At 59.4% G+C, this 17,938-nt stretch carries 16 protein-coding genes; 5 read left to right on the top strand and 11 right to left on the bottom strand.

Features of this window, described 5'->3' with window-relative positions:
- The first annotated feature begins 134 nt into the window (after window positions 1–134).
- A complete protein-coding gene (locus ACN0Q0_RS13440; protein ID WP_417243917.1) occupies window positions 135–1,382 on the top strand; it encodes a calcium-binding protein in 1,248 nt (415 codons plus the stop codon).
- Window positions 1,383–1,500: 118 nt separating this feature from the next.
- Here the strand turns inward: ACN0Q0_RS13440 and ACN0Q0_RS13435 are convergent, their stop codons facing one another.
- From ACN0Q0_RS13435 to dgcN, 3 genes are read right to left on the bottom strand one after another with little or no spacing between them, the layout of a single operon-like run.
- Complete coding sequence (locus ACN0Q0_RS13435) at window positions 1,501–2,361, bottom strand: D-amino-acid transaminase (protein WP_417243916.1); 861 nt, start codon at window positions 2,359–2,361, stop codon at window positions 1,501–1,503.
- 26 nt (window positions 2,362–2,387) lie between these two features.
- Window positions 2,388–3,353 carry an N-acetyl-D-Glu racemase DgcA gene (dgcA, locus tag ACN0Q0_RS13430; RefSeq protein WP_417243915.1) on the bottom strand — a complete coding sequence of 322 codons (966 nt, stop codon included), beginning with the start codon at window positions 3,351–3,353 and terminating at the stop codon, window positions 2,388–2,390.
- 11 nt (window positions 3,354–3,364) lie between these two features.
- A complete protein-coding gene (gene dgcN / locus ACN0Q0_RS13425; protein ID WP_417243914.1) occupies window positions 3,365–4,387 on the bottom strand; it encodes an N-acetyltransferase DgcN in 1,023 nt (340 codons plus the stop codon).
- Between the two features lie 303 nt (window positions 4,388–4,690).
- Between dgcN and ACN0Q0_RS13420 the strand changes: the two genes are divergently transcribed.
- Together ACN0Q0_RS13420 and ACN0Q0_RS13415 are read left to right on the top strand one after the other, a co-directional pair.
- On the top strand, window positions 4,691–5,650 hold the full coding sequence (locus ACN0Q0_RS13420; RefSeq protein ID WP_417243913.1) for an L-malyl-CoA/beta-methylmalyl-CoA lyase: 960 nt from the start codon (window positions 4,691–4,693) through the stop codon (window positions 5,648–5,650).
- Between the two features lie 165 nt (window positions 5,651–5,815).
- The gene (locus ACN0Q0_RS13415) at window positions 5,816–6,778 is read left to right on the top strand and encodes an acetyl-CoA carboxylase carboxyltransferase subunit alpha (protein ID WP_417243912.1); all 963 of its coding nucleotides are present in this window, start codon (window positions 5,816–5,818) and stop codon (window positions 6,776–6,778) included.
- A 90-nt stretch (window positions 6,779–6,868) separates the two neighbouring features.
- On the opposite strand, the gene ACN0Q0_RS13410 is transcribed toward ACN0Q0_RS13415, so the two are convergent.
- The 3 genes from ACN0Q0_RS13410 to ACN0Q0_RS13400 are packed head-to-tail and all read right to left on the bottom strand — an operon-like array spanning window position 6,869 to window position 9,173.
- Complete coding sequence (locus ACN0Q0_RS13410; protein WP_417244014.1) at window positions 6,869–7,606, bottom strand: lysophospholipid acyltransferase family protein; 738 nt, start codon at window positions 7,604–7,606, stop codon at window positions 6,869–6,871.
- Window positions 7,606–8,505, bottom strand: a complete 900-nt coding sequence (locus tag ACN0Q0_RS13405; protein ID WP_417243911.1) for a cell division protein FtsX — start codon at window positions 8,503–8,505, stop codon at window positions 7,606–7,608. The genes ACN0Q0_RS13410 and ACN0Q0_RS13405 overlap by 1 nt, the downstream gene beginning before the upstream one ends.
- Window positions 8,502–9,173: a cell division ATP-binding protein FtsE gene (locus ACN0Q0_RS13400; protein WP_417243910.1), complete on the bottom strand. Its 672-nt coding sequence runs from the start codon at window positions 9,171–9,173 to the stop codon at window positions 8,502–8,504. The genes ACN0Q0_RS13405 and ACN0Q0_RS13400 overlap by 4 nt, the downstream gene beginning before the upstream one ends.
- Before the next feature lie 157 nt (window positions 9,174–9,330).
- On the opposite strand from ACN0Q0_RS13400, the gene ACN0Q0_RS13395 reads away from it, so the two are divergent.
- The gene (locus tag ACN0Q0_RS13395; RefSeq protein ID WP_417243909.1) at window positions 9,331–10,374 is read left to right on the top strand and encodes a zinc-ribbon domain-containing protein; all 1,044 of its coding nucleotides are present in this window, start codon (window positions 9,331–9,333) and stop codon (window positions 10,372–10,374) included.
- Between the two features lie 3 nt (window positions 10,375–10,377).
- On the opposite strand, the gene ACN0Q0_RS13390 is transcribed toward ACN0Q0_RS13395, so the two are convergent.
- From ACN0Q0_RS13390 to argH, 4 genes are read right to left on the bottom strand one after another with little or no spacing between them, the layout of a single operon-like run.
- Complete coding sequence (locus ACN0Q0_RS13390) at window positions 10,378–12,891, bottom strand: DUF4175 domain-containing protein (RefSeq protein WP_417243908.1); 2,514 nt, start codon at window positions 12,889–12,891, stop codon at window positions 10,378–10,380.
- Window positions 12,892–12,938: 47 nt separating this feature from the next.
- A complete protein-coding gene (gene lysA / locus ACN0Q0_RS13385) occupies window positions 12,939–14,204 on the bottom strand; it encodes a diaminopimelate decarboxylase (RefSeq protein ID WP_417243907.1) in 1,266 nt (421 codons plus the stop codon).
- Between the two features lie 40 nt (window positions 14,205–14,244).
- Complete coding sequence (locus ACN0Q0_RS13380; RefSeq protein WP_417243906.1) at window positions 14,245–14,412, bottom strand: hypothetical protein; 168 nt, start codon at window positions 14,410–14,412, stop codon at window positions 14,245–14,247.
- Complete coding sequence (gene argH / locus ACN0Q0_RS13375) at window positions 14,409–15,800, bottom strand: argininosuccinate lyase (RefSeq protein ID WP_417243905.1); 1,392 nt, start codon at window positions 15,798–15,800, stop codon at window positions 14,409–14,411. Before argH ends, ACN0Q0_RS13380 begins: the two co-directional genes overlap by 4 nt.
- A 13-nt stretch (window positions 15,801–15,813) precedes the next feature.
- On the opposite strand from argH, the gene ACN0Q0_RS13370 reads away from it, so the two are divergent.
- On the top strand, window positions 15,814–16,407 hold the full coding sequence (locus ACN0Q0_RS13370; RefSeq protein ID WP_417243904.1) for a TlpA disulfide reductase family protein: 594 nt from the start codon (window positions 15,814–15,816) through the stop codon (window positions 16,405–16,407).
- Window positions 16,408–16,428: 21 nt separating this feature from the next.
- Here the strand turns inward: ACN0Q0_RS13370 and ACN0Q0_RS13365 are convergent, their stop codons facing one another.
- A complete protein-coding gene (locus tag ACN0Q0_RS13365) occupies window positions 16,429–17,742 on the bottom strand; it encodes a hypothetical protein (protein ID WP_417243903.1) in 1,314 nt (437 codons plus the stop codon).
- Between the last annotated feature and the right edge of the window lie 196 nt (window positions 17,743–17,938).

Below are 17,938 nucleotides of genomic sequence, written 5' to 3'. Positions count from 1 at the left end.
TCGCCTCTAAAAAGCCTGTTTCTTCTTGACGCCTCAAGCCGTCAGGCGTCTTGTGACCCGATCAATCAGGGGTGATTGAGTATGCAATTTTGCGATTTTTATTTTAAACTTCGGGGTGAACGATGCTTACGGTTTTGACGCTACTTCCCTGGGCGATTGGCCTTGGTTTTCTGGTGGATTCCTTTTCGGGGGACGACGACGCTGACGACAGCGGTGACGAGACCGACACCCCCGTCGAAGAGGGTACAGAGGACATTTTCATCTCCAACGGCCTACCCTTTGAGGGGAGCGATGACGCAGAGTACGTACGTGGTTATGGCCCCGCCGACACGATCAACGGCAATGGCGGCGACGACATTTTGTATGGACTTGGCGGTAATGACACCATCAATGGCGGCGACGGCGATGACCGCATTTTCGGCGGAGCAAACGACGACACGTTAAACGGCGATGCAGGCGACGACCTCATTGCGGGCTTTGGCGGACGCGACATCATCACCGGCGGCGCGGGCGACGATATCCTGCGTGGCGAGGATGGTGAGGACACGATCGACGGCGGGGATGGCAACGATACCATCGACGGCGGCATTGGCCACGACATCCTGACCGGCGGCGCAGGTGCCGACACACTTTTTGGTGACTCCGGCAATGACACAATTGACGGCGGCAACGGCAAAGATACCATCGACGGCGGCCAGAACGATGACATCATTCGTGGCTCCGCAGGAGATGACACCCTGTTTGGCAACGCGGGCGAAGATACCCTTTACGGCGGCATCGGCGACGACCTTGTGACGGGCGGGTACGGCAATGATACGATTTACCTCGGGGATGGCGACGACATGACCACACCGACCGACGATCCAACCGCCCCCCCCAGCGAAGCCGATGACGGCGGAAACGATACGATTTACGGCGGGGGCGGCAATGACGTTCTGATTGATGGCTCGGGCAGCAACGCGCTTTACGGTGACGCGGGCAATGACTTTATTTTCGCCGTCGACAGGGACTTTTTAGGCGTTACGGATTATGTCCCGACCCCGGACACGGTCGAGGGCGGCGACGGCAATGACACGATTGCAATCGACAACGGCGACACAGCAACAGGCGGGGCGGGCGAGGATCTTTTTAACGTGATCCGCTCCACACAAGACGCAGCGGATATCGTGACCATCACAGATTTCGATGTGGCCGAGGACGTGTTGGTTCTGGAATGGGTCGGTGACGTCCAAACAGGCGATACCGTGATCTTTACCGAAAACGCTGATGGCCTAATCGGAACCTATGACGGCATCGAAATTGTCCAACTCAACGGGCTAACAGCCGCCGACATTCCTAATATCACCGGTTCGTTTTCCTACGCATCCTCCGCTCCGGCCTAACGGCGTACAAAAGCGGCAAGTGGCCCGTGGCCCCATCTGGACACGCCCCACCGGAATAGAAAAAGGCCCGCCGGACTGGCGGGCCTTTCGGGTTTGGCGCCCAATGGACGTGTCGAAATCAGATCGCCGCTTTGATCATTTCTTCGGTGTAAATTTCGCGCAGGCGTTTGGAAATTGTCCCCGGCACACCCGTACCGATCGTCGCACCATCGATCTCGATCACAGGTTGGGCAAATCCGGTGGCGGAGGTGACGAATGCCTCATCCGCGCCTTGGGCCTCTTCGATGGTAAAGGGGCGCTCTTCGACCTGCATCTGTGCCTCACGCGCGAACCGCAAGATCGCCGCGCGGGTGATCCCGTGCAAAATGTCCGTACCAAGTTGGCGCGTGATGATGGTGCCGTCCTTGACGATATAGGCGTTGTTCGCGGTGCCTTCGGTGACCAGGCCGTCCTCGACAAGCCACGCATCCGCACAGCCCTTTTTCTTGGCCTGCATCTTGGCGAATGAGGGGTAGAGCAACTGTGTGGTCTTGATGTCGCGACGGCCCCAACGCTCGTCTGCGATCGAGATCACTTTGATGCCCTCATCCATCACTTTGCTGTCCACAAGCGGCTTTGCAAAGGTGAACAGCACAATGCCACATGGCACCTCTTCGGGGTCGGGCCATGCGAAATCACGATCCCCGGGGGCGCCGCGCGTGATCTGCAAATAAATACCACCCTCATCGAGATCGTTCTTGATGATCAATTCACGGTGGATGGCGAGCAATTCGTCCATCGTCACGGGAGAGACCATTTCCAACTCGCTCATCGAGCGTTGCAGACGCACGGAGTGACCTTCGAAATCGATAATCTTGCCGCCGATCACCGACGTGACCTCATACACCGCGTCCGCCATCAGGAAGCCACGGTCAAAAATGGAAACTTTGGCCTCGGTCTCGGGCAGGTAGTCGCCGTTGACATAAACGGTGCGGGTCATGTCGCTCTCCTAAATCTAAATGCGCGTTAGCCCCAAAGTGCTACGGCAGGCGGGTGAACGCCACCCGCATCATAGGCCAAGGGGTCCGCACGGTCTTCCGCCAAAAGCAGCGGGCCGTCAAGGTCCACGACCTTTGCCCCCTGCGCCAAAAGCACGGCGGGCGCCATTGCCAAGGACGAGCCAACCATACAGCCGACCATCAAACCATAGCCCTCGGCAAGCGCCGCAGTGCGCAGCGCAAGAGCCTCGGTGAGGCCGCCCGTTTTATCGAGCTTGATATTGACCATGTCGTATTTACCCTTGAGCGCGGGCAAGCTTGCGCGATCATGGCACGACTCATCGGCACACACGGGCAAGGGCCGCGCAATCTCCGCCAACATGTCATCCTCACCCGCGGGCATCGGTTGCTCCACCAGATCGACCCCGAGACGCACCATATGCGGGGCGAGGTCGGCGTAGACATCGGCGCTCCACCCCTCGTTCGCATCCACGATGATCCGCGATTTAGGCGCACCACGGCGCACAGCCTCAAGACGGGCCATGTCCTCGGCGGTGCCAAGCTTGATCTTGAGCAACGGGCGATGCGCATGCTTCGCCGCGGCCCGTTCCATGGCCTCGGGCTCCCCAAGCGAGAGCGTGTAGGCGGTGATCAACGGCACAGGCGCGGGCAGGTCGAGCAAGTGCCAGACCCGCTTGCCCGCCGCCTTGGCCTCCAGATCCCACAGCGCACAGTCCACGGCATTGCGCGCCGCCCCTGCGGGCAGCACCTCTTGTAACGCCTGACGGGTGATGCCCGACGGCAGTGCGTTGATTTGAGCCATCACACTGTCCATGCTTTCGCCGTAACGGGCATAGGGAACGCATTCGCCCTGCCCCACAACGCCGCCACGTTCGATCCGCACGGTGAGCACATGTGCCTCGGTGCGCGCCCCGCGCGAGATCACAAAGGCCTCCGCCAGGCGGAACGCCTGTGCTGTTACTGTAATGGTCATAGCCGTCCCCGTTATTGCGCTGCGAGAGTAGTGTGCAGTCCCAATAGCGCATCGACAAGGCGCTCGGCGCCCTGACGGAACGGATCAACCGCCGGCAGGCCCATCTCCATCTCGACCTTGGCCAGATAGGCGGCGGCCTCCACCTCGGACAGGTGTTGGGTGTTGACCGAAATGCCGACCACTTCGCAGGCTGGATTTGCGACACGCGCAAGGGGAAGAGCGGTATCTCGCAACTGCTGAAGGGTCGGCAAGTCGTAGTCGGGCAGACCGCGCATATGGGCGCGGGTCGGCTCGTGACATAGGATAAGCGCGTCGGGTTGACCGCCATGGACAAGCGCAAGCGTCACGCCCGAATAAGACACGTGAAACAGGCTGCCTTGTCCCTCGATCATGTCCCAGTGGTCGGGATCATTATCGGGCGTCAGCCATTCCACAGCGCCCGCCATGAAATCGGCAATGACGGCATCAAGCGGCACACCCTTGCCCGTCACCAGAATCCCGGTCTGGCCCGTGGCGCAGAACGTCGACTTTTCACCGCGCTCTTTCATCACCTTGTCCATCGCCAAAGCGGTGTACATTTTACCGACCGAACAATCGGTCCCAACCGCGAGGCAACGTTTACCCGTACGCTTCACGCCTGTCGCAATAGGGTATTTTACGGACGGGACGCGCACATCGTGCAACTGGCGACCACAGGCCTTGGCCACCGCGGCCAGATCCTCTTCGTCACGCAGCAGATTGTGGAGGCCCGATGCAATGTCAAAGCCCTCTTCGAGCGCCGCGATCAGCACCTTTTTCCACGAGGGGCTGATAACGCCGCCACGGTTGGCCACGCCGATCACCAGTGTTTTCACGCCTGCGGCTTTCGCCTCGACAAGCGTCATGTCGGGAACCCCCATGTCGGCTTTACAGCCCTCCATGCGGAACTGGCCAAGCGCATATTCGGGACGCCAGTCCTTGATGCCTTGTGCAACTTTGGCGGCGAGTTGGTCGGGGGCGTCCCCGAGGAACAACAGGTATGGGGTCTCAATCATGGCAGTTCTCCGGTGGCAATAAGGTCAGCAACTGTGACCAATGTGTTTCACCCAATATGCAGCGCTTTTGATGGAATGTGCTTGCGTTTGCATCGCACAAAAGGCGTCTTTCGGGATAAAATCCCATAAAAAATTACAATATCGGGATATACACCCAAGGAATGCCAACATGGGAAAAGAGTCCCGTCGACCAATTTCAACACCGGCATCGCCGCAGTGCAGAAATTTCTTGCACACGGGAGCGCAAGATAATACCAAACAAGGCAACAATTGAGACATATCATTGCCAAAGGGGTCCACCACATGTCCTTCCGCCTCCAACCCACGCCGCCCGCCCGTCCGAACCGCTGCCAACTGTTTGGCCCGGGCTCGAATACAAAACTGTTCCCGAAAATGGCGGCGTCAAACGCGGATGTGATCAACCTCGACCTTGAGGACTCCGTGGCCCCATCCGACAAAGAGGCGGCCCGCGCCAATATTATTGAGGCAATCAACACGATCGACTGGGGATCCAAAACGCTCGCTGTGCGGATCAACTCGCTCGACACACCCTATTGGTACCGCGATGTGGTGGACCTGTTGGAACAGGCGGGCGAGCGCCTTGACCAGATCATGATCCCCAAAGTGGGCTGCGCCGAGGACGTCTATGCCGTCGACGCGCTCGTCACCGCAATTGAACGCGCGAAGGGTCGCACGAAAAAGGTGGCCTTCGAGGTCATTATTGAAAGTGCGGCGGGCCTCGCCCATGTCGAAGCCATCGCGGCAAGCTCCCCGCGGATGCAGGCCATGAGCCTCGGGGCCGCCGATTTTGCCGCCTCGATGGGGATGCAGACCACGGGCATCGGCGGCACACAGGAAAATTACTACATGCTGCACGGCGAGACGCGCCACTATTCCGATCCGTGGCACTGGGCGCAAACCGCCATCGTCGCGGCCTGTCGCACCCACGGCATCCTGCCCGTCGACGGCCCGTTCGGGGATTTCTCCGACGACGAGGGCTACCGCGCCCAAGCCCGCCGCTCCGCCACGCTTGGCATGGTCGGGAAATGGGCCATCCACCCCAAACAAATCGCACTGGCCAACGAAGTATTCACGCCCTCCGAGGCGGCCGTGGCCGAGGCCCGCGAAATCCTCGCAGCGATGGAAACCGCCAAGGCCAACGGCGAGGGTGCAACCGTCTACAAAGGCCGCCTGGTCGACATTGCCTCGATCAAACAGGCCGAAGTGATCGTCAGCCAGTCCGAACTGCTCGCAAGCAGCTAACCCGAGCTTCCGAACGGGTGGAGGAGCCCGCTTGTCGAAGAGAACGCCGCGGGAGGCCCCCCGCGGCGTTTGTTTGCCATCACGGATCCGCTCGCACGCTCACGGATTGCATTTGCCCCGCCGTGCCGCCATATACGGATGTAACTATCTGTCCGGAGTTCTGAAATGACGCAATATCTCGAGTTTGAAAAACCCCTCGCGGAAATTGAAGGCAAAGCGGAGGAGCTACGCGCTCTGGCCCGTGCCAATGAGGAGATGGATGTCGAGAAAGAAGCCGCTGCACTAGACAAAAAGGCGGCCGATATGTTGGTCGACCTGTACAAGAACCTGACACCATGGCGCAAATGTCAGGTGGCCCGCCACCCCGACCGCCCCCATTGCAAAAACTACATCGACGCCCTGTTCACCGAATACACGCCGCTCGCGGGTGACCGCAATTTTGCCGACGACCACGCCGTGATGGGCGGGCTTGCCCGCTTTAACGACCAACCCGTCGTTGTGATCGGCCAGGAAAAGGGCAACGACACCAAATCCCGTATCGAGCGCAATTTCGGCATGGCCCGCCCCGAAGGCTACCGCAAGGCCATCCGCCTGATGGAACTGGCCGACAAATTCGGCCTGCCGGTCATTGCCCTTGTCGACACCCCCGGCGCCTACCCCGGAAAAGGCGCCGAGGAGCGTGGCCAGTCCGAGGCCATCGCCCGCGCCACAGAGAAATGTCTGCAACTGGGTGTACCGATGATTTCCATCATTATCGGCGAGGGCGGATCGGGCGGCGCGGTTGCCTTTGCCTCGGCCAACAAAGTCGCGATGCTCGACCATTCCGTCTATTCGGTCATCTCGCCCGAGGGCTGCGCCTCGATCCTCTGGAAAGACGCCGAAAAAATGCGCGAAGCCGCCGAAGCGCTGCGCCTGACCGCGCAAGATCTCTACAAACTCGGCGTGATCGACCAGATTATTCCCGAACCGATGGGCGGCGCACAGCGCGACCCGCAAGCCGCCATTACCGCCGTCGGAAAGGCCATCCAATCCATGCTGACACCGCTGTCGAAAATGGCGCCCAAGGCCCTCATCGCGGATCGTCGGAAGAAATTCCTCGATATCGGCTCCAAGGGGCTGGCGGCGTAATCACGCGCCCGATCGCGAAACCGGACACACGACACACAAAGGGCGCCACGTAAAAACGGGCGCCCTTCTCGTATCAAGGATCGCGTGCCGTCAACCCTTGCGCGGCACAAACCCCGCCTCGGCCATCAGCGCATCGGATGACACCTCGACCGTCTCTTCGAGTTGCGCCATAAACGCCGGAATCGCGAGCCCCTGTTCAATACGCGGCAAAAATTCGACAACGGCCAAGCCGCGCCCGCGGTAAATCCCGTGACGTTTCCAAAATACGCCGACATTGGTCGCCGCAGGGACACAGGCCTGACCGGTTTGCTCGTACAACACGCCCGTTCCAACCTTATACGGCTTTTGCTCTCCCGCACCGACACGGGTCCCCTGTGGGAAAATGATCAACTGACCCGCTTGGGTCGCACCCGATTTTACATCCGCAACCATCCGTTTGATCGCAGCACCACGTTTGCCACGGTCCACCGCCACACACCCGATGCGCTTGGCGTAATAGCCCACGATGGGGGTCATGGTGATTTGTTTTTTCATGATAAATTTCGGCCGCGGAAGCGCCGATGTGATCATGATGATGTCGAAAAAGCTCTGGTGCTTTGACGCGACGATCACCTCGTCGGTCGGCACCTCGCCACGGATCTCGGACCGCAGCCCGACGATGATCCGCGCCGAAAACCGCACCCAGTTGCAATAGGCATGGATCGCGGAAAACGCATATTCACGGTTGATCATGGTGAGTGGCGTGTAAAAAATCGCCAGAACAACCAACATTACATACATCTGGATGACGAAAATGAGCGAGAGAAGCCACTGGATCGGGTAGAACATCACATCAATCTCCGCAGCGCTTGCGTGGCTGCTACACGGGTCGCGACATAGGCGACAATTGCGGCAAGAAGCGGGATGATACACGGCCAAAGCCATTGCGCCCCGCGAAATCCAAGCCCTGTCAGAAATCCACCCTCGACCTGCGCGTCGGGCAAAAGCGCAATCGCAACCATGCCGAAAAACGTACCAATCACAGCACCTGTAAATCCGCGCACTGTAAATCGCCGGACAAAGGCACGCGCAATATAGTGGTCGGTTGAGCCAACCAGACGCAGCACACGGATCACCTGACCATTGGCGGCCAACGCCGCATTGGCGGCCAAGGTGATCATGCCGGCCGTCACCGCCGCAATCAGCACCAAGGACAAGACCCCGAGCATCCGCAAACGACTCGCAGCCTTGACCAGTGGCGAACGCCAACGGCTATGATCATCCAGCACAGCTCCCGGCGCCTCCCCGACAAGGCGCAATCGCAACCCTTCGGCGTCATACCCTTCGGCGGTTTCCCTGACCTCGATTATCACAGGCAGAGGCAGGGACTCCACGGGTAACGACGGCCCGAACCACGGCTCCAACAAGGCCCGCTCATCCTCCGCCGTCAACGCCTGCGCCGAGGCAATACCGGGTGTGGTCAAAAGCACATTGAGCGCCGCTTGCGTTTGCGCCTCGACCTGATCTTCGGGGGCGGAAATGCGCACGGTCGACGCCCGCGCCAACTCGCTTCCCCATTGATCGGCCAACCGTCCGGTGGCAAATGATAACGCCATCGCAAACACCGCCAGAAAGGCCATGGCGCCCGAGGTCAACAGCGACAGTTGCGCGGTGAAACCAGAGGGCGGCACCACACGGTCATGCTTGCTATCCTCGAACTTAAGAAACGGCAGGAGAATGCTTTTCATAGGTCCGCTCCCGCTTGATGGATGCGTCGATCCGCGATTCGCAAAACACGCGCGTTAACCTGTGATTTCGCCTGACGAATCAAATGCATGTCATGGGTCGCAATAACCACGGTTTTCCCCATGCGATTGAGTTCCACCAACAGCTTCAACAACCGCAGTGACATCTCCCAATCGACATTGCCCGTTGGCTCATCGGCAATAATAACGTCCGGCGACATGATGATCGCGCGGGCAAGTGCGGCCCGTTGGCGTTCGCCCCCTGACAATTCGGGCGGCAGCGCATTGGCATGATCGCTCAACCCGACCCACGCCATGAGATCCGCCAGATCGGTCTCGACGACCGGACGCCCCGCAACTGTCAATGGCAACGAAATATTTTCCCACAGGCTGAGGTGATCGAGAAATTGACAATCCTGATGAACGACCCCGATTTTCCGGCGCAGCAAGGCCACGTCATTGCGATCGAGAGCACGACTGTCCATTCCCAACAACGACACACGTCCCGCAGTCGCCTGCAATTCGTGGTAGCATAGCTTGAGAAATGTGGTTTTTCCTGCTCCTGACGGCCCCGTCAAAAAGTGAAACGACCCCGGCGCAAGTGACAGGTTTATTTGAGTGAGCAACTCTTGCCCACCATATCCGTATGCCGCGTCATGAAACTCGATCACTTGGGAACCCCTGTCTCTCATTCGCGACAGTTTTGCCTCACAGTGAACGGTGTTTCAATGCAACTGTCGCAAAAACATGGACAATCCTGCTTCAGCGGTTAACATTTTGGGAAAATACGCAAGATATACCACGGTAGAACTGTGGATGGGGTCAGTAATGCGGCTAGTGTGCCCGAACTGCGACGCTCAATACGAGGTCGACGAAAAGGTCATTCCCGAGAACGGGCGTGATGTTCAATGTTCGAACTGCGGTAACACGTGGTTCCAAACTCCTGAGCATCTTGATGCCGATCTCGCAGACGAGATGGGGTACGAAATTGCGCCCGATGGCGCGGGCGACCTTGGCCAGGCGCCACTCCCCGAGCATCCCCCAAAGCCCGACTTCGAAACGGACGAAGACCAGTTCCACGATGTGGAACCCAACGAAGTCGCGCCCGATTTCGATGAGGCGCAAGACGACAGCGGTGACGATGACGACACCGCATGGGGCGAACCGCACGTAGACGATGCGCACAGTGAGGCGGCGGACACTCCCGCCCATGAACCCGAATACAGCTACGACGACAGCGATTCTGACGACGACGAAGAAAAGGACGAAGGCGAAGACGAAGAGGCCCTCGCGCCCGCGATGGAGGCGCGCGCCCGTCCGTCCATCGACGATTCGATACGGGAAATGCTGCGCGAGGAGCAAGAATTCAGCGCCCCGCCGGCATCAACCGAACCCTTTGAAGTCCAAACCGATCTTGGCCTCGAAGAGGCCGAAATTGCCACAGATCAGGCCATGCGTGAAAAGATGGCACGCCTGCGCGGCCTTGATCCCGCCGATCCGGCATTGGCAGCGGGTTCCTTGGGAGTGCACGCAAAGCGGCGCGACCTTCTTCCCGATATCGAAGAAATCAACTCGACCCTGAGTGCCTCATCGGAACGCGACGCCGATGGCACGGTTCCGGACGCACAAACGCGCCTCACCCGCGTTCGGCGTGGCACATCGCGGACGGTCTTTGCCCTGTTCATCATCGTCGCATCGCTCTTGGTCGTGCTGTACATTTTCGCACCGGCCATTGCCAATGCGGTTCCCGCACTCGCGCCACTGATGGAAACATACGTCAATGCCGCCAACGTATTCCGCGCATGGCTTGATGGCGGCATGTCCGCGTTGAGCTCACGCTTGAACGCGCTTTTGAGCCAACTCAACAGCTAAGGGTTAAAACCGGTCCAACAACCGGTTGAGATAATCGCGCTCGGCCTCAGGGCGGGACTGTTCGGCTGAACGGCGGCGGATTTCGTCAAGCAGTTCTTCGGCGCGGCGATAGACATCTTCGCCATTGGCCATTTCCTCGTCCGAGCCAAACCGCCCCGTATTGCCGGGGGAGCGCCCCAACGGATCGCGGCGTTCCTCGACACCATCGGCACCGCCCGCCTGACCCTGCTGCCCCTCCTGATCCTGTTGGCTATTCCGGGCAAGCTGATCGCCCAGTTGGCGCATACCCTCACGCAGCGCTTCCAAAGCTTCGGCCTGACTGTCGAGGGCACCCGCCAGATCATTGTCGCGCAGCGCCTGTTCGGCATCATCCATCGCGCGGCCCGCCCCCTCAAGCGCCTCACCGATCCCTTCGGCATTCTCGCCACTCGGCACATTGCCAAGCTGACGCTCCAATTCGCGCCGCAGCGCCCGTTGCCGATCCGACAGCGCCTCCATATCGGGGGGGCCATCCGCACCCTGCCCGTCCCGAGCCTGATCCTGCTCTTGACCCGCGCCCAGATCCTCACCTTCGCCGTCTTGGCCATCATCGCTCTCGCCTTGCGTATTTCGGCCCTGCTGGTCCTGCAAATCGGAGAAGGTATCGTCATTCAGTTCCTGCTGCTCGCGCAGCATATCCTGCATGCCTTGCATCGACGGATTGCCCTCGCCGCCCTGCCCGTCGGGATCTTGCGTCACACGCATGTTCTCTAACAACTGGTTGAGCATATCCATCATCTGTTGCGCTTCCGCCATGCGGCCCTGCTCCATCAACTCCTGAATACGATCCATCAATTGCTGTAACTGATCGGCCGACATCTGTTGGCTCTCGCCCTCGGGTTGCTCACTCTCTTGCTCGCCCTGCTGTTCGGCCAGTTGTTGGATGTAATCCTGTGTCGCCTCGCGCAACTCCTGCATCAGGCGGGCGATTTCCTCGTCCGACGCCCCATCGCGCATCGCCTGCTGCAAGCGCTCTTGCGCCTGACGCAACCGCTCCAAGGCCTCGCTCAACTGGCCATCTTCCAACAGGTTTGCAATCTCCCACAACTGTGCGGCAACCTCATCGACCAAAGCGTCAGACACCGGATCACCGCGGCCCTCCAGTTTGGCAATCACATCGCGCAACTGCTGCGTCACGGCGGCATCATCAATCAACTCGCCGGACTGGAACGACACAGCCCGCAACACCTGCGCATTGCGGGCGGCATTCACGCGGTTCCACAACAACTCGCGCCGCACATCAATCAGCGCCGCCGCCAAGGGATCGAAAAAGCGCCGACCGGGCAAGACACCCTCGCCGATGGCATCCTCACTCACCTGCCCTGTTTGGTCATAGGCCCGCAAGGAGATCATCACCGGCAGTCCCGCGAACGGATGCTCGGAAAAATTCTCGGCAAACACACCCTCGATCTCGGTGCGGTTCCCTGTCTGAGGCAGCGTCACCTCAACGGCCAGATCGGCGCGCGGCTCAGGGTCGACAACAAACCCGTAGCGTCGCGTCACGGCGGCAATGTCGCGCTCGAACACCATCACGGCCTTGGCCACCCCGAAATCATCGCGCAGGCGGAAACCTTGCCGCGTCTCACCACTGGCCGCGCGGGTCATCGCATCCACCAATTCGGCCTCGGGCCGGGCATCGGGCACAAGTGCGACAGACCAAAGTCGTCCTGTCGGGCCGTCAATCTCGATATCGCCAGACTGCACCACGCTGAAATCTGTGGCCTCGCTTTCGCCCACACCCGACACTGTTTCACGCAGGCTCAAAACATCGCCCTGCCCGTCCCCATACAGGCGCACAGTAACTTCGGACCCCTTGGGGGCCTCAAACCCCGCGCCCAAATCCGCAAGGTACAACGTCGGCTTGCCGGTAAAGGCAGGCGGCTTGACCCATCCCTCCCACACGGGCCCCATCGCAATGCCCGTCTCGCCCCCGCGGATGGCCACGGTTTTGGCCTGATCGACGGACCCGAACACAAGCCCCATTCCCAGAACCGTCAGCGCCATAAGGCGCAGCCCGAACGGGTCATGGCGCGGCAATGTAGGGTTGGGGCCAACAGCACGCGCGGCGGAGGCACGGGTGGCCATGCGCGCCATATGCGCGGTCCAAATAGCACGGGATGCGGGATCGGTCGCCCCCGATAACGGCGTGTCGCTCAAGGCCTGAAGCGGGCGGCCTTTCAGGGTGGCATCGACGCGCGAAAGCGCCTCGCCCTTGGCGGGCCACGAAAACCGCCACACCCCGTACCCGCAGGGGACCACAAACAGCACGACAGCGACACCAAAGGCGGGCAGGCGCAACACCGTTGGCACCGCCTCATGCACGCCCAGAAGCACCAAACCCGCAAGGGCTGCGAGCACGGAAAACAACGGCCAGAACGCTCCTGCGACCTGTTCGAACAGCACGCCCGCATAGGTCGCGCGAATGGCGCGTCTCACCCGCGCGGCGGGTCCTTTGGGCAGGTGCGTTTTGTAATCCATTCACTCATCCGTTCGGGCCTGTGCCGCACCCCGACGAGGGCGCGGGATCAAAGCCACTCGGGAATGGTATCGCGGTTTATCATCTCGTCATAGGTCGGACGGGGCCGAATGACAGCGAATTGATCGCCATGCACCAAAACTTCGGGAATAAGCGGGCGCGAATTATATTCCGACGCCATCACCGCGCCATAGGCCCCGGCAGACCGGAACGCCACCAGATCCCCCTCGCCAAGCGGCGGCATATTGCGCCCCTTGGCAAAGGTATCACCCGTCTCACAAACGGGGCCGACGATATCCACGGGCGCTTGTTCCGTCGCGGCCACGGGTTCGATCACGGGAATAATATCGTGGTGCGCGTCATACATCGACGGGCGGACAAGATCATTCATTGCCGCGTCGACAATGAGAAAATCACGCCCCTCGCCATGCTTGAGATAGATCACCGAGGAGACAAGAATCCCCGCATTGCCCGAAATCAAACGGCCAGGTTCAATCTCGATCTCACAGCCCAGATGCCCCACCGTCTTGCGAATGACATTGCCATATTCGACGGGCAGCGGCGGCGCGTCATTAGAGCGTTCATAGGGAATGCCCAGTCCGCCACCAAGGTCGAGACGGCGGATGTTATGACCATCACTGCGCAGCGCTTCGGTCAACTCGGCGACCTTGGTAAAGGCCAGTTCGAACGGCTCGAGCTGTGTCAATTGCGACCCGATATGCACATCGATCCCGACCACGTCGATGCCGTCCATTTTCCCCGCCCGCGCATAGACATCGCGACAGGTGGCAATCGGGATACCGAACTTGTTTTCGCTTTTGCCCGTGGCGATTTTCGCGTGGGTTTTGGCGTCGACATCGGGGTTCACACGCAGCGCAATCGGGGCCTTGACGCCCAACGCCATCGCGACCTCGTTGAGCGCGTCCAACTCCGGCTCGCTCTCGACGTTGAACTGTCGGATCCCGCCTTCAAGCGCCACGCGCATCTCCTCGCGGGTTTTTCCCACACCCGAAAACACGATCCGCTCACCGGGAACCCCCGCCGCTTTCGCCTTGAGGTATTCCCCCATCGACACCACGTCGATGCCTGCGCCAAGCTCGCCCATAAGCTTGAGCACGGCGAGGTTCGAATTGGATTTCATCGCGAAACAGATCAGGTGATCCATGCCGCCAAGCGCCTCGTCGAACAGCGTAAAGTGGCGCGTCAATGTCGCGGTGGAATAGACATAAAACGGCGTGCCAACAGCGGCAACAATGTCGTTTACAGGCACATCTTCGGCGTGCAACGTGCCGTCGCGGTAGAGAAAGTGGTCCATGAATGGCGGCCCTTGAAATCAGGTCCCCGCAGGGTGCGGGTCAATTGATGGGAAAGGTGATCCCGATTTTCGTTTCGGAATACGCACCGGTGTTCGAATTCACACCGACAGTTTGCTTGCCCGACACGATAGGCCTGGACGGCGCACCATCGGCCCCACAGGCCGCGAGTGTGGCAAGCAAAGCCAAAACAGTTGCGATACGGATCATTGAAGCACCTCTTTCCAACGCGCGATTTGCACGCGCACCTGTTGCGGGGCCGTGCCACCGTAGCTTGTGCGCGAGGCGACCGAGTTTTCAACCGTTAAGACGTTGAACACGTCCCCGGTAATCGCATCGTGAACGGATTTCATATCGGCCAAAGACAGGTCGGGCAGGTCACAACCCTTTTTCTCGGCCATCGCCACCAATGCGCCTGTGACGTGGTGCGCGTCGCGAAACGGCATCCCCGCCTCACGCACGAGCCAGTCGGCCAAATCGGTTGCGGTGGAGAACCCGCTGGCCGCCGCAGCCCGCAGGTTGTCGATGTTGGCGCTCATGTCGGACACCATCCCCGTCATCGCGGCCAAGGCCAACATGAGATTGTCGGCGGCGTCGAACACTTGTTCCTTGTCTTCCTGCATGTCCTTGGAATAGGCGAGCGGCAGACCCTTCATCACCATCATCAACGCGACATTGGCCCCAAAGATACGGCCGATTTTGGCGCGGATCAATTCGGCGGCGTCGGGGTTTTTCTTTTGCGGCATGATGGACGAACCGGTGGAAAAACGGTCCGACAGCGTCACAAAGCGGAACTGGGCCGAGGACCAGATTACCAACTCTTCGGCAAAGCGGCTCATGTGCATGGCGGTGATCGACGCACAGGACAAAAATTCGAGTGCAAAATCGCGGTCGGCCACGGCATCGAGGGAGTTGGCGGTCGGGCGGTCGAACCCGAGCGCCTCGGCCGTCATGTGGCGATCAATCGGAAACCCCGTCCCCGCAAGGGCCGCCGAGCCGAGCGGATTTTCATTCATCCGGGCGCGGGCGTCCTTGAACCGTGACATGTCGCGGCCAAGCATCTCGACATAAGCCATCATATGGTGACCCCATGTGACGGGCTGCGCCGTTTGCAGGTGGGTAAAGCCGGGCATCACCCAATCCGCGCCTGCCTCGGCCTGCGCGATCAGGGCGCGGATAAGCGCGTCTATTCCCGAAATCGCGGCATCCATTTGGTCACGCGTCCACAGTTTGAAATCTGTCGCCACCTGATCATTGCGCGAGCGTGCGGTGTGCAAACGCCCTGCTGCCTCGCCGATGATCTCTTTGAGCCGCGCCTCGACATTCATGTGGATATCTTCGAGCGCCGCCGAAAATTCGAATTTTCCGGCCTCGATTTCTGACAAAACCGTGAGAAGGCCTTCCCGAATGGCCTGTGCATCGTTAGCGTCAATGATGCCTTGTTCGGCGAGCATGGCGGCATGTGCGCGCGACCCCGCGATGTCCTGAGACGCGAGACGTTTATCATAGTCGATAGACGCATTGATCGCTTCCATGATGGCGTCGGGTCCGTCCGCAAACCGTCCGCCCCACATCGCATTGGATTTTTTGTCACTCATGGACCTGCCCCACATGTTGAAAACTTTGCTTGCTGCCACCCTTTATACGGCCCTGAGCCTATCTGCAATTGCTGCGCAGGCGTCCGGTGCGAGCGACATCGAGGCTCTGCGCGACGGCAGCATGAAGAAACTTGTGGTGCATAGCGCCGCAAAAGACACATCCCGGGTGCCGTTTACATTGCAAGACGGCACTGAATTGTCGCTGTCCGAAATCTCGGACGGAATAAGTGTTGTGAACTTTTGGGCCACATGGTGTGCGCCGTGCCGCAAGGAAATGCCTGCGCTCGACGCCCTCGCCGCCGAATTTTCCGAGGCCGGTTTGACAGTGATCCCCATCGCTACGGGGCATAATCCCCTCCCAGCGATCGAGCGGTTTTTCGACGAGGCCGGCATCACGACGATCGACTACGCCCTCGATGCGAAAAGCCAGCTGGCCCGTGACATGGGGGTTCTGGGCCTTCCGGTGACGTTAATTCTGGATGCGCAGGGGCGTGAACTGGCACGGTTGACCGGAGATGCCGATTGGCACTCACAATCCGCGCGGAACATTATATCGGCGCTGCTCGCAAACATGCCGGTTGCCACGGCCCCCGCCGACAAAGAGTAGGGGCCGCGCCACGCGCAAACATCAAGCGAACCGGAACCCCCGGCCCCGCGACGCCGAACCACCGTGTTTCGGCAACAATGTGCGATTAACGGTGCGCGGCATTGCTTTTTCAACCAGATCCTTCACCTCGTCGGCATGCTCCAGAATTTGTTCGAGCGTATTGTCGATTTCGATATGGAACCGGTCCAGTTGATCGATAACAGGGGTTAACGCCGCCGAATTGGATCCCAGACGCCCCGCCTCCACGCGACACAACACACGAATGGAATCGAGACCCGTCACCAGTTGTTTAAGGTCTTTGGAGGATTGCATCAGACGGGCGATATCATGGTAAACCGTTGCCAGTGTCTCCGCCGATTTACGGGTGTAATCTTCCAATACCGTCGTGAGAATTTCTGTTTCCAACTCGAATCCGGGGCGTTCCTCCCCCGAGACAAGCGCCGCTTGCGCGACAGTTCTGACCTCACGCTGCACACGGGATGCCGCCACAATGAACATGGCATGGTAGACCCGCGCCAGAATGGATTCCGAGAGATTGCGCTTGCCGCCATCTGCCAAAAATGCCCCCAAATGATCCGTCACCTCATTGGACATTAACCGGTAGTTTTGCGAAATGGCCGAAATCGGACCGCCTGCGGGCTCCAGTCGGGATGCAACGATACGCATATTCGACGGGATACCGCGAATGGCCTCGAACGCAACGAACAGCTTTTTCTGGTCCTCATCGATACTCTTTAGCTCCGGCAGCAACAGTTTCAGACTTTGCGTCCGGCCGTCTTCGCCGCGCCCGAGCGCATGATCCCGCGCCGCCGTTTCATGGGCAATTGCATAGGAACTAAACGCCGCATACGTGGGAAACCCCAGACCGCGCAGGCGGTCGCGAATACGCGCCGCACTCTGTTCCGGCGTCAACCCGTCTTCGCGCTCCGATCGCAACGCTTCGGCATATTCGGCAATGACCGTTTCAAAAACCGGCGATGACGGCTTGAGACGCACCGACACATAGCCGCCGTCAATGGGGGACACGATGGCATACACCCAATAGTAACGTCCGTCCTGTGCGCGGTTTTTAACGTAGGCCCCTGTTGGCAAACCCTTTTTAATGCGCTCCCAGAGAATGAAAAAGACACCTTTGGGCATGTCGGAATGGCGAATGATTTTGTGGGGTGCGCCCACCAAATTATCCCAGTCGTAACATGAAACGCGCCGGAACACCGCGTTTCCGGATTCAATCACGCCGCGCTCATCCGTCCGGGAAAAGAACAGCTCATCAATTTCGAACGGCACGTCCTCGCTCTTGTTCGTGAACTCGGGGGATGTGGTCTGTATGTTCATTGCGCACCTTCTGGTTATCGTCACGCATAAAACCACCACGAGATTTCGATTCGGTTAAAGTCTCCCGCAGGACCATATTTCGTATTGGATTTACGTAAACTTCTCTGCTTTCCGCACCAAAATCAAAATTCCGGCATGATGTCAGAGGTTTAAAAGTTTTACACAAACCAACGACAAATCCGGCATTTTACCCGCT

It is taken from the genome of Celeribacter sp. (genome assembly GCF_048259695.1).
GTDB lineage: Bacteria > Pseudomonadota > Alphaproteobacteria > Rhodobacterales > Rhodobacteraceae > Celeribacter.
This window is presented reverse-complemented; position numbering and strand designations above follow the sequence as displayed.

Excerpts from the sequence above, each read along its gene's own strand:
- argH (WP_417243905.1), bottom strand. The coding sequence starts at position 15,800 with ATGAGTGACAAAAAATCCAATGCGATGTGGGGCGGACGGTTTGCGGAC.
- ACN0Q0_RS13435 (WP_417243916.1), bottom strand. The coding sequence starts at position 2,361 with ATGACCCGCACCGTTTATGTCAACGGCGACTACCTGCCCGAGACCGAG.
- ACN0Q0_RS13410 (WP_417244014.1), bottom strand. The coding sequence starts at position 7,606 with ATGTTCTACCCGATCCAGTGGCTTCTCTCGCTCATTTTCGTCATCCAG.
- dgcA (WP_417243915.1), bottom strand. The coding sequence starts at position 3,353 with ATGACCATTACAGTAACAGCACAGGCGTTCCGCCTGGCGGAGGCCTTT.
- ACN0Q0_RS13405 (WP_417243911.1), bottom strand. The coding sequence starts at position 8,505 with ATGAAAAGCATTCTCCTGCCGTTTCTTAAGTTCGAGGATAGCAAGCAT.
- ACN0Q0_RS13420 (WP_417243913.1), top strand. The coding sequence starts at position 4,691 with ATGTCCTTCCGCCTCCAACCCACGCCGCCCGCCCGTCCGAACCGCTGC.
- ACN0Q0_RS13395 (WP_417243909.1), top strand. The coding sequence starts at position 9,331 with ATGCGGCTAGTGTGCCCGAACTGCGACGCTCAATACGAGGTCGACGAA.
- ACN0Q0_RS13380 (WP_417243906.1), bottom strand. The coding sequence starts at position 14,412 with ATGATCCGTATCGCAACTGTTTTGGCTTTGCTTGCCACACTCGCGGCC.
- dgcN (WP_417243914.1), bottom strand. The coding sequence starts at position 4,387 with ATGATTGAGACCCCATACCTGTTGTTCCTCGGGGACGCCCCCGACCAA.
- ACN0Q0_RS13415 (WP_417243912.1), top strand. The coding sequence starts at position 5,816 with ATGACGCAATATCTCGAGTTTGAAAAACCCCTCGCGGAAATTGAAGGC.
- ACN0Q0_RS13370 (WP_417243904.1), top strand. The coding sequence starts at position 15,814 with ATGTTGAAAACTTTGCTTGCTGCCACCCTTTATACGGCCCTGAGCCTA.
- ACN0Q0_RS13365 (WP_417243903.1), bottom strand. The coding sequence starts at position 17,742 with ATGAACATACAGACCACATCCCCCGAGTTCACGAACAAGAGCGAGGAC.
- ACN0Q0_RS13390 (WP_417243908.1), bottom strand. The coding sequence starts at position 12,891 with ATGGATTACAAAACGCACCTGCCCAAAGGACCCGCCGCGCGGGTGAGA.
- lysA (WP_417243907.1), bottom strand. The coding sequence starts at position 14,204 with ATGGACCACTTTCTCTACCGCGACGGCACGTTGCACGCCGAAGATGTG.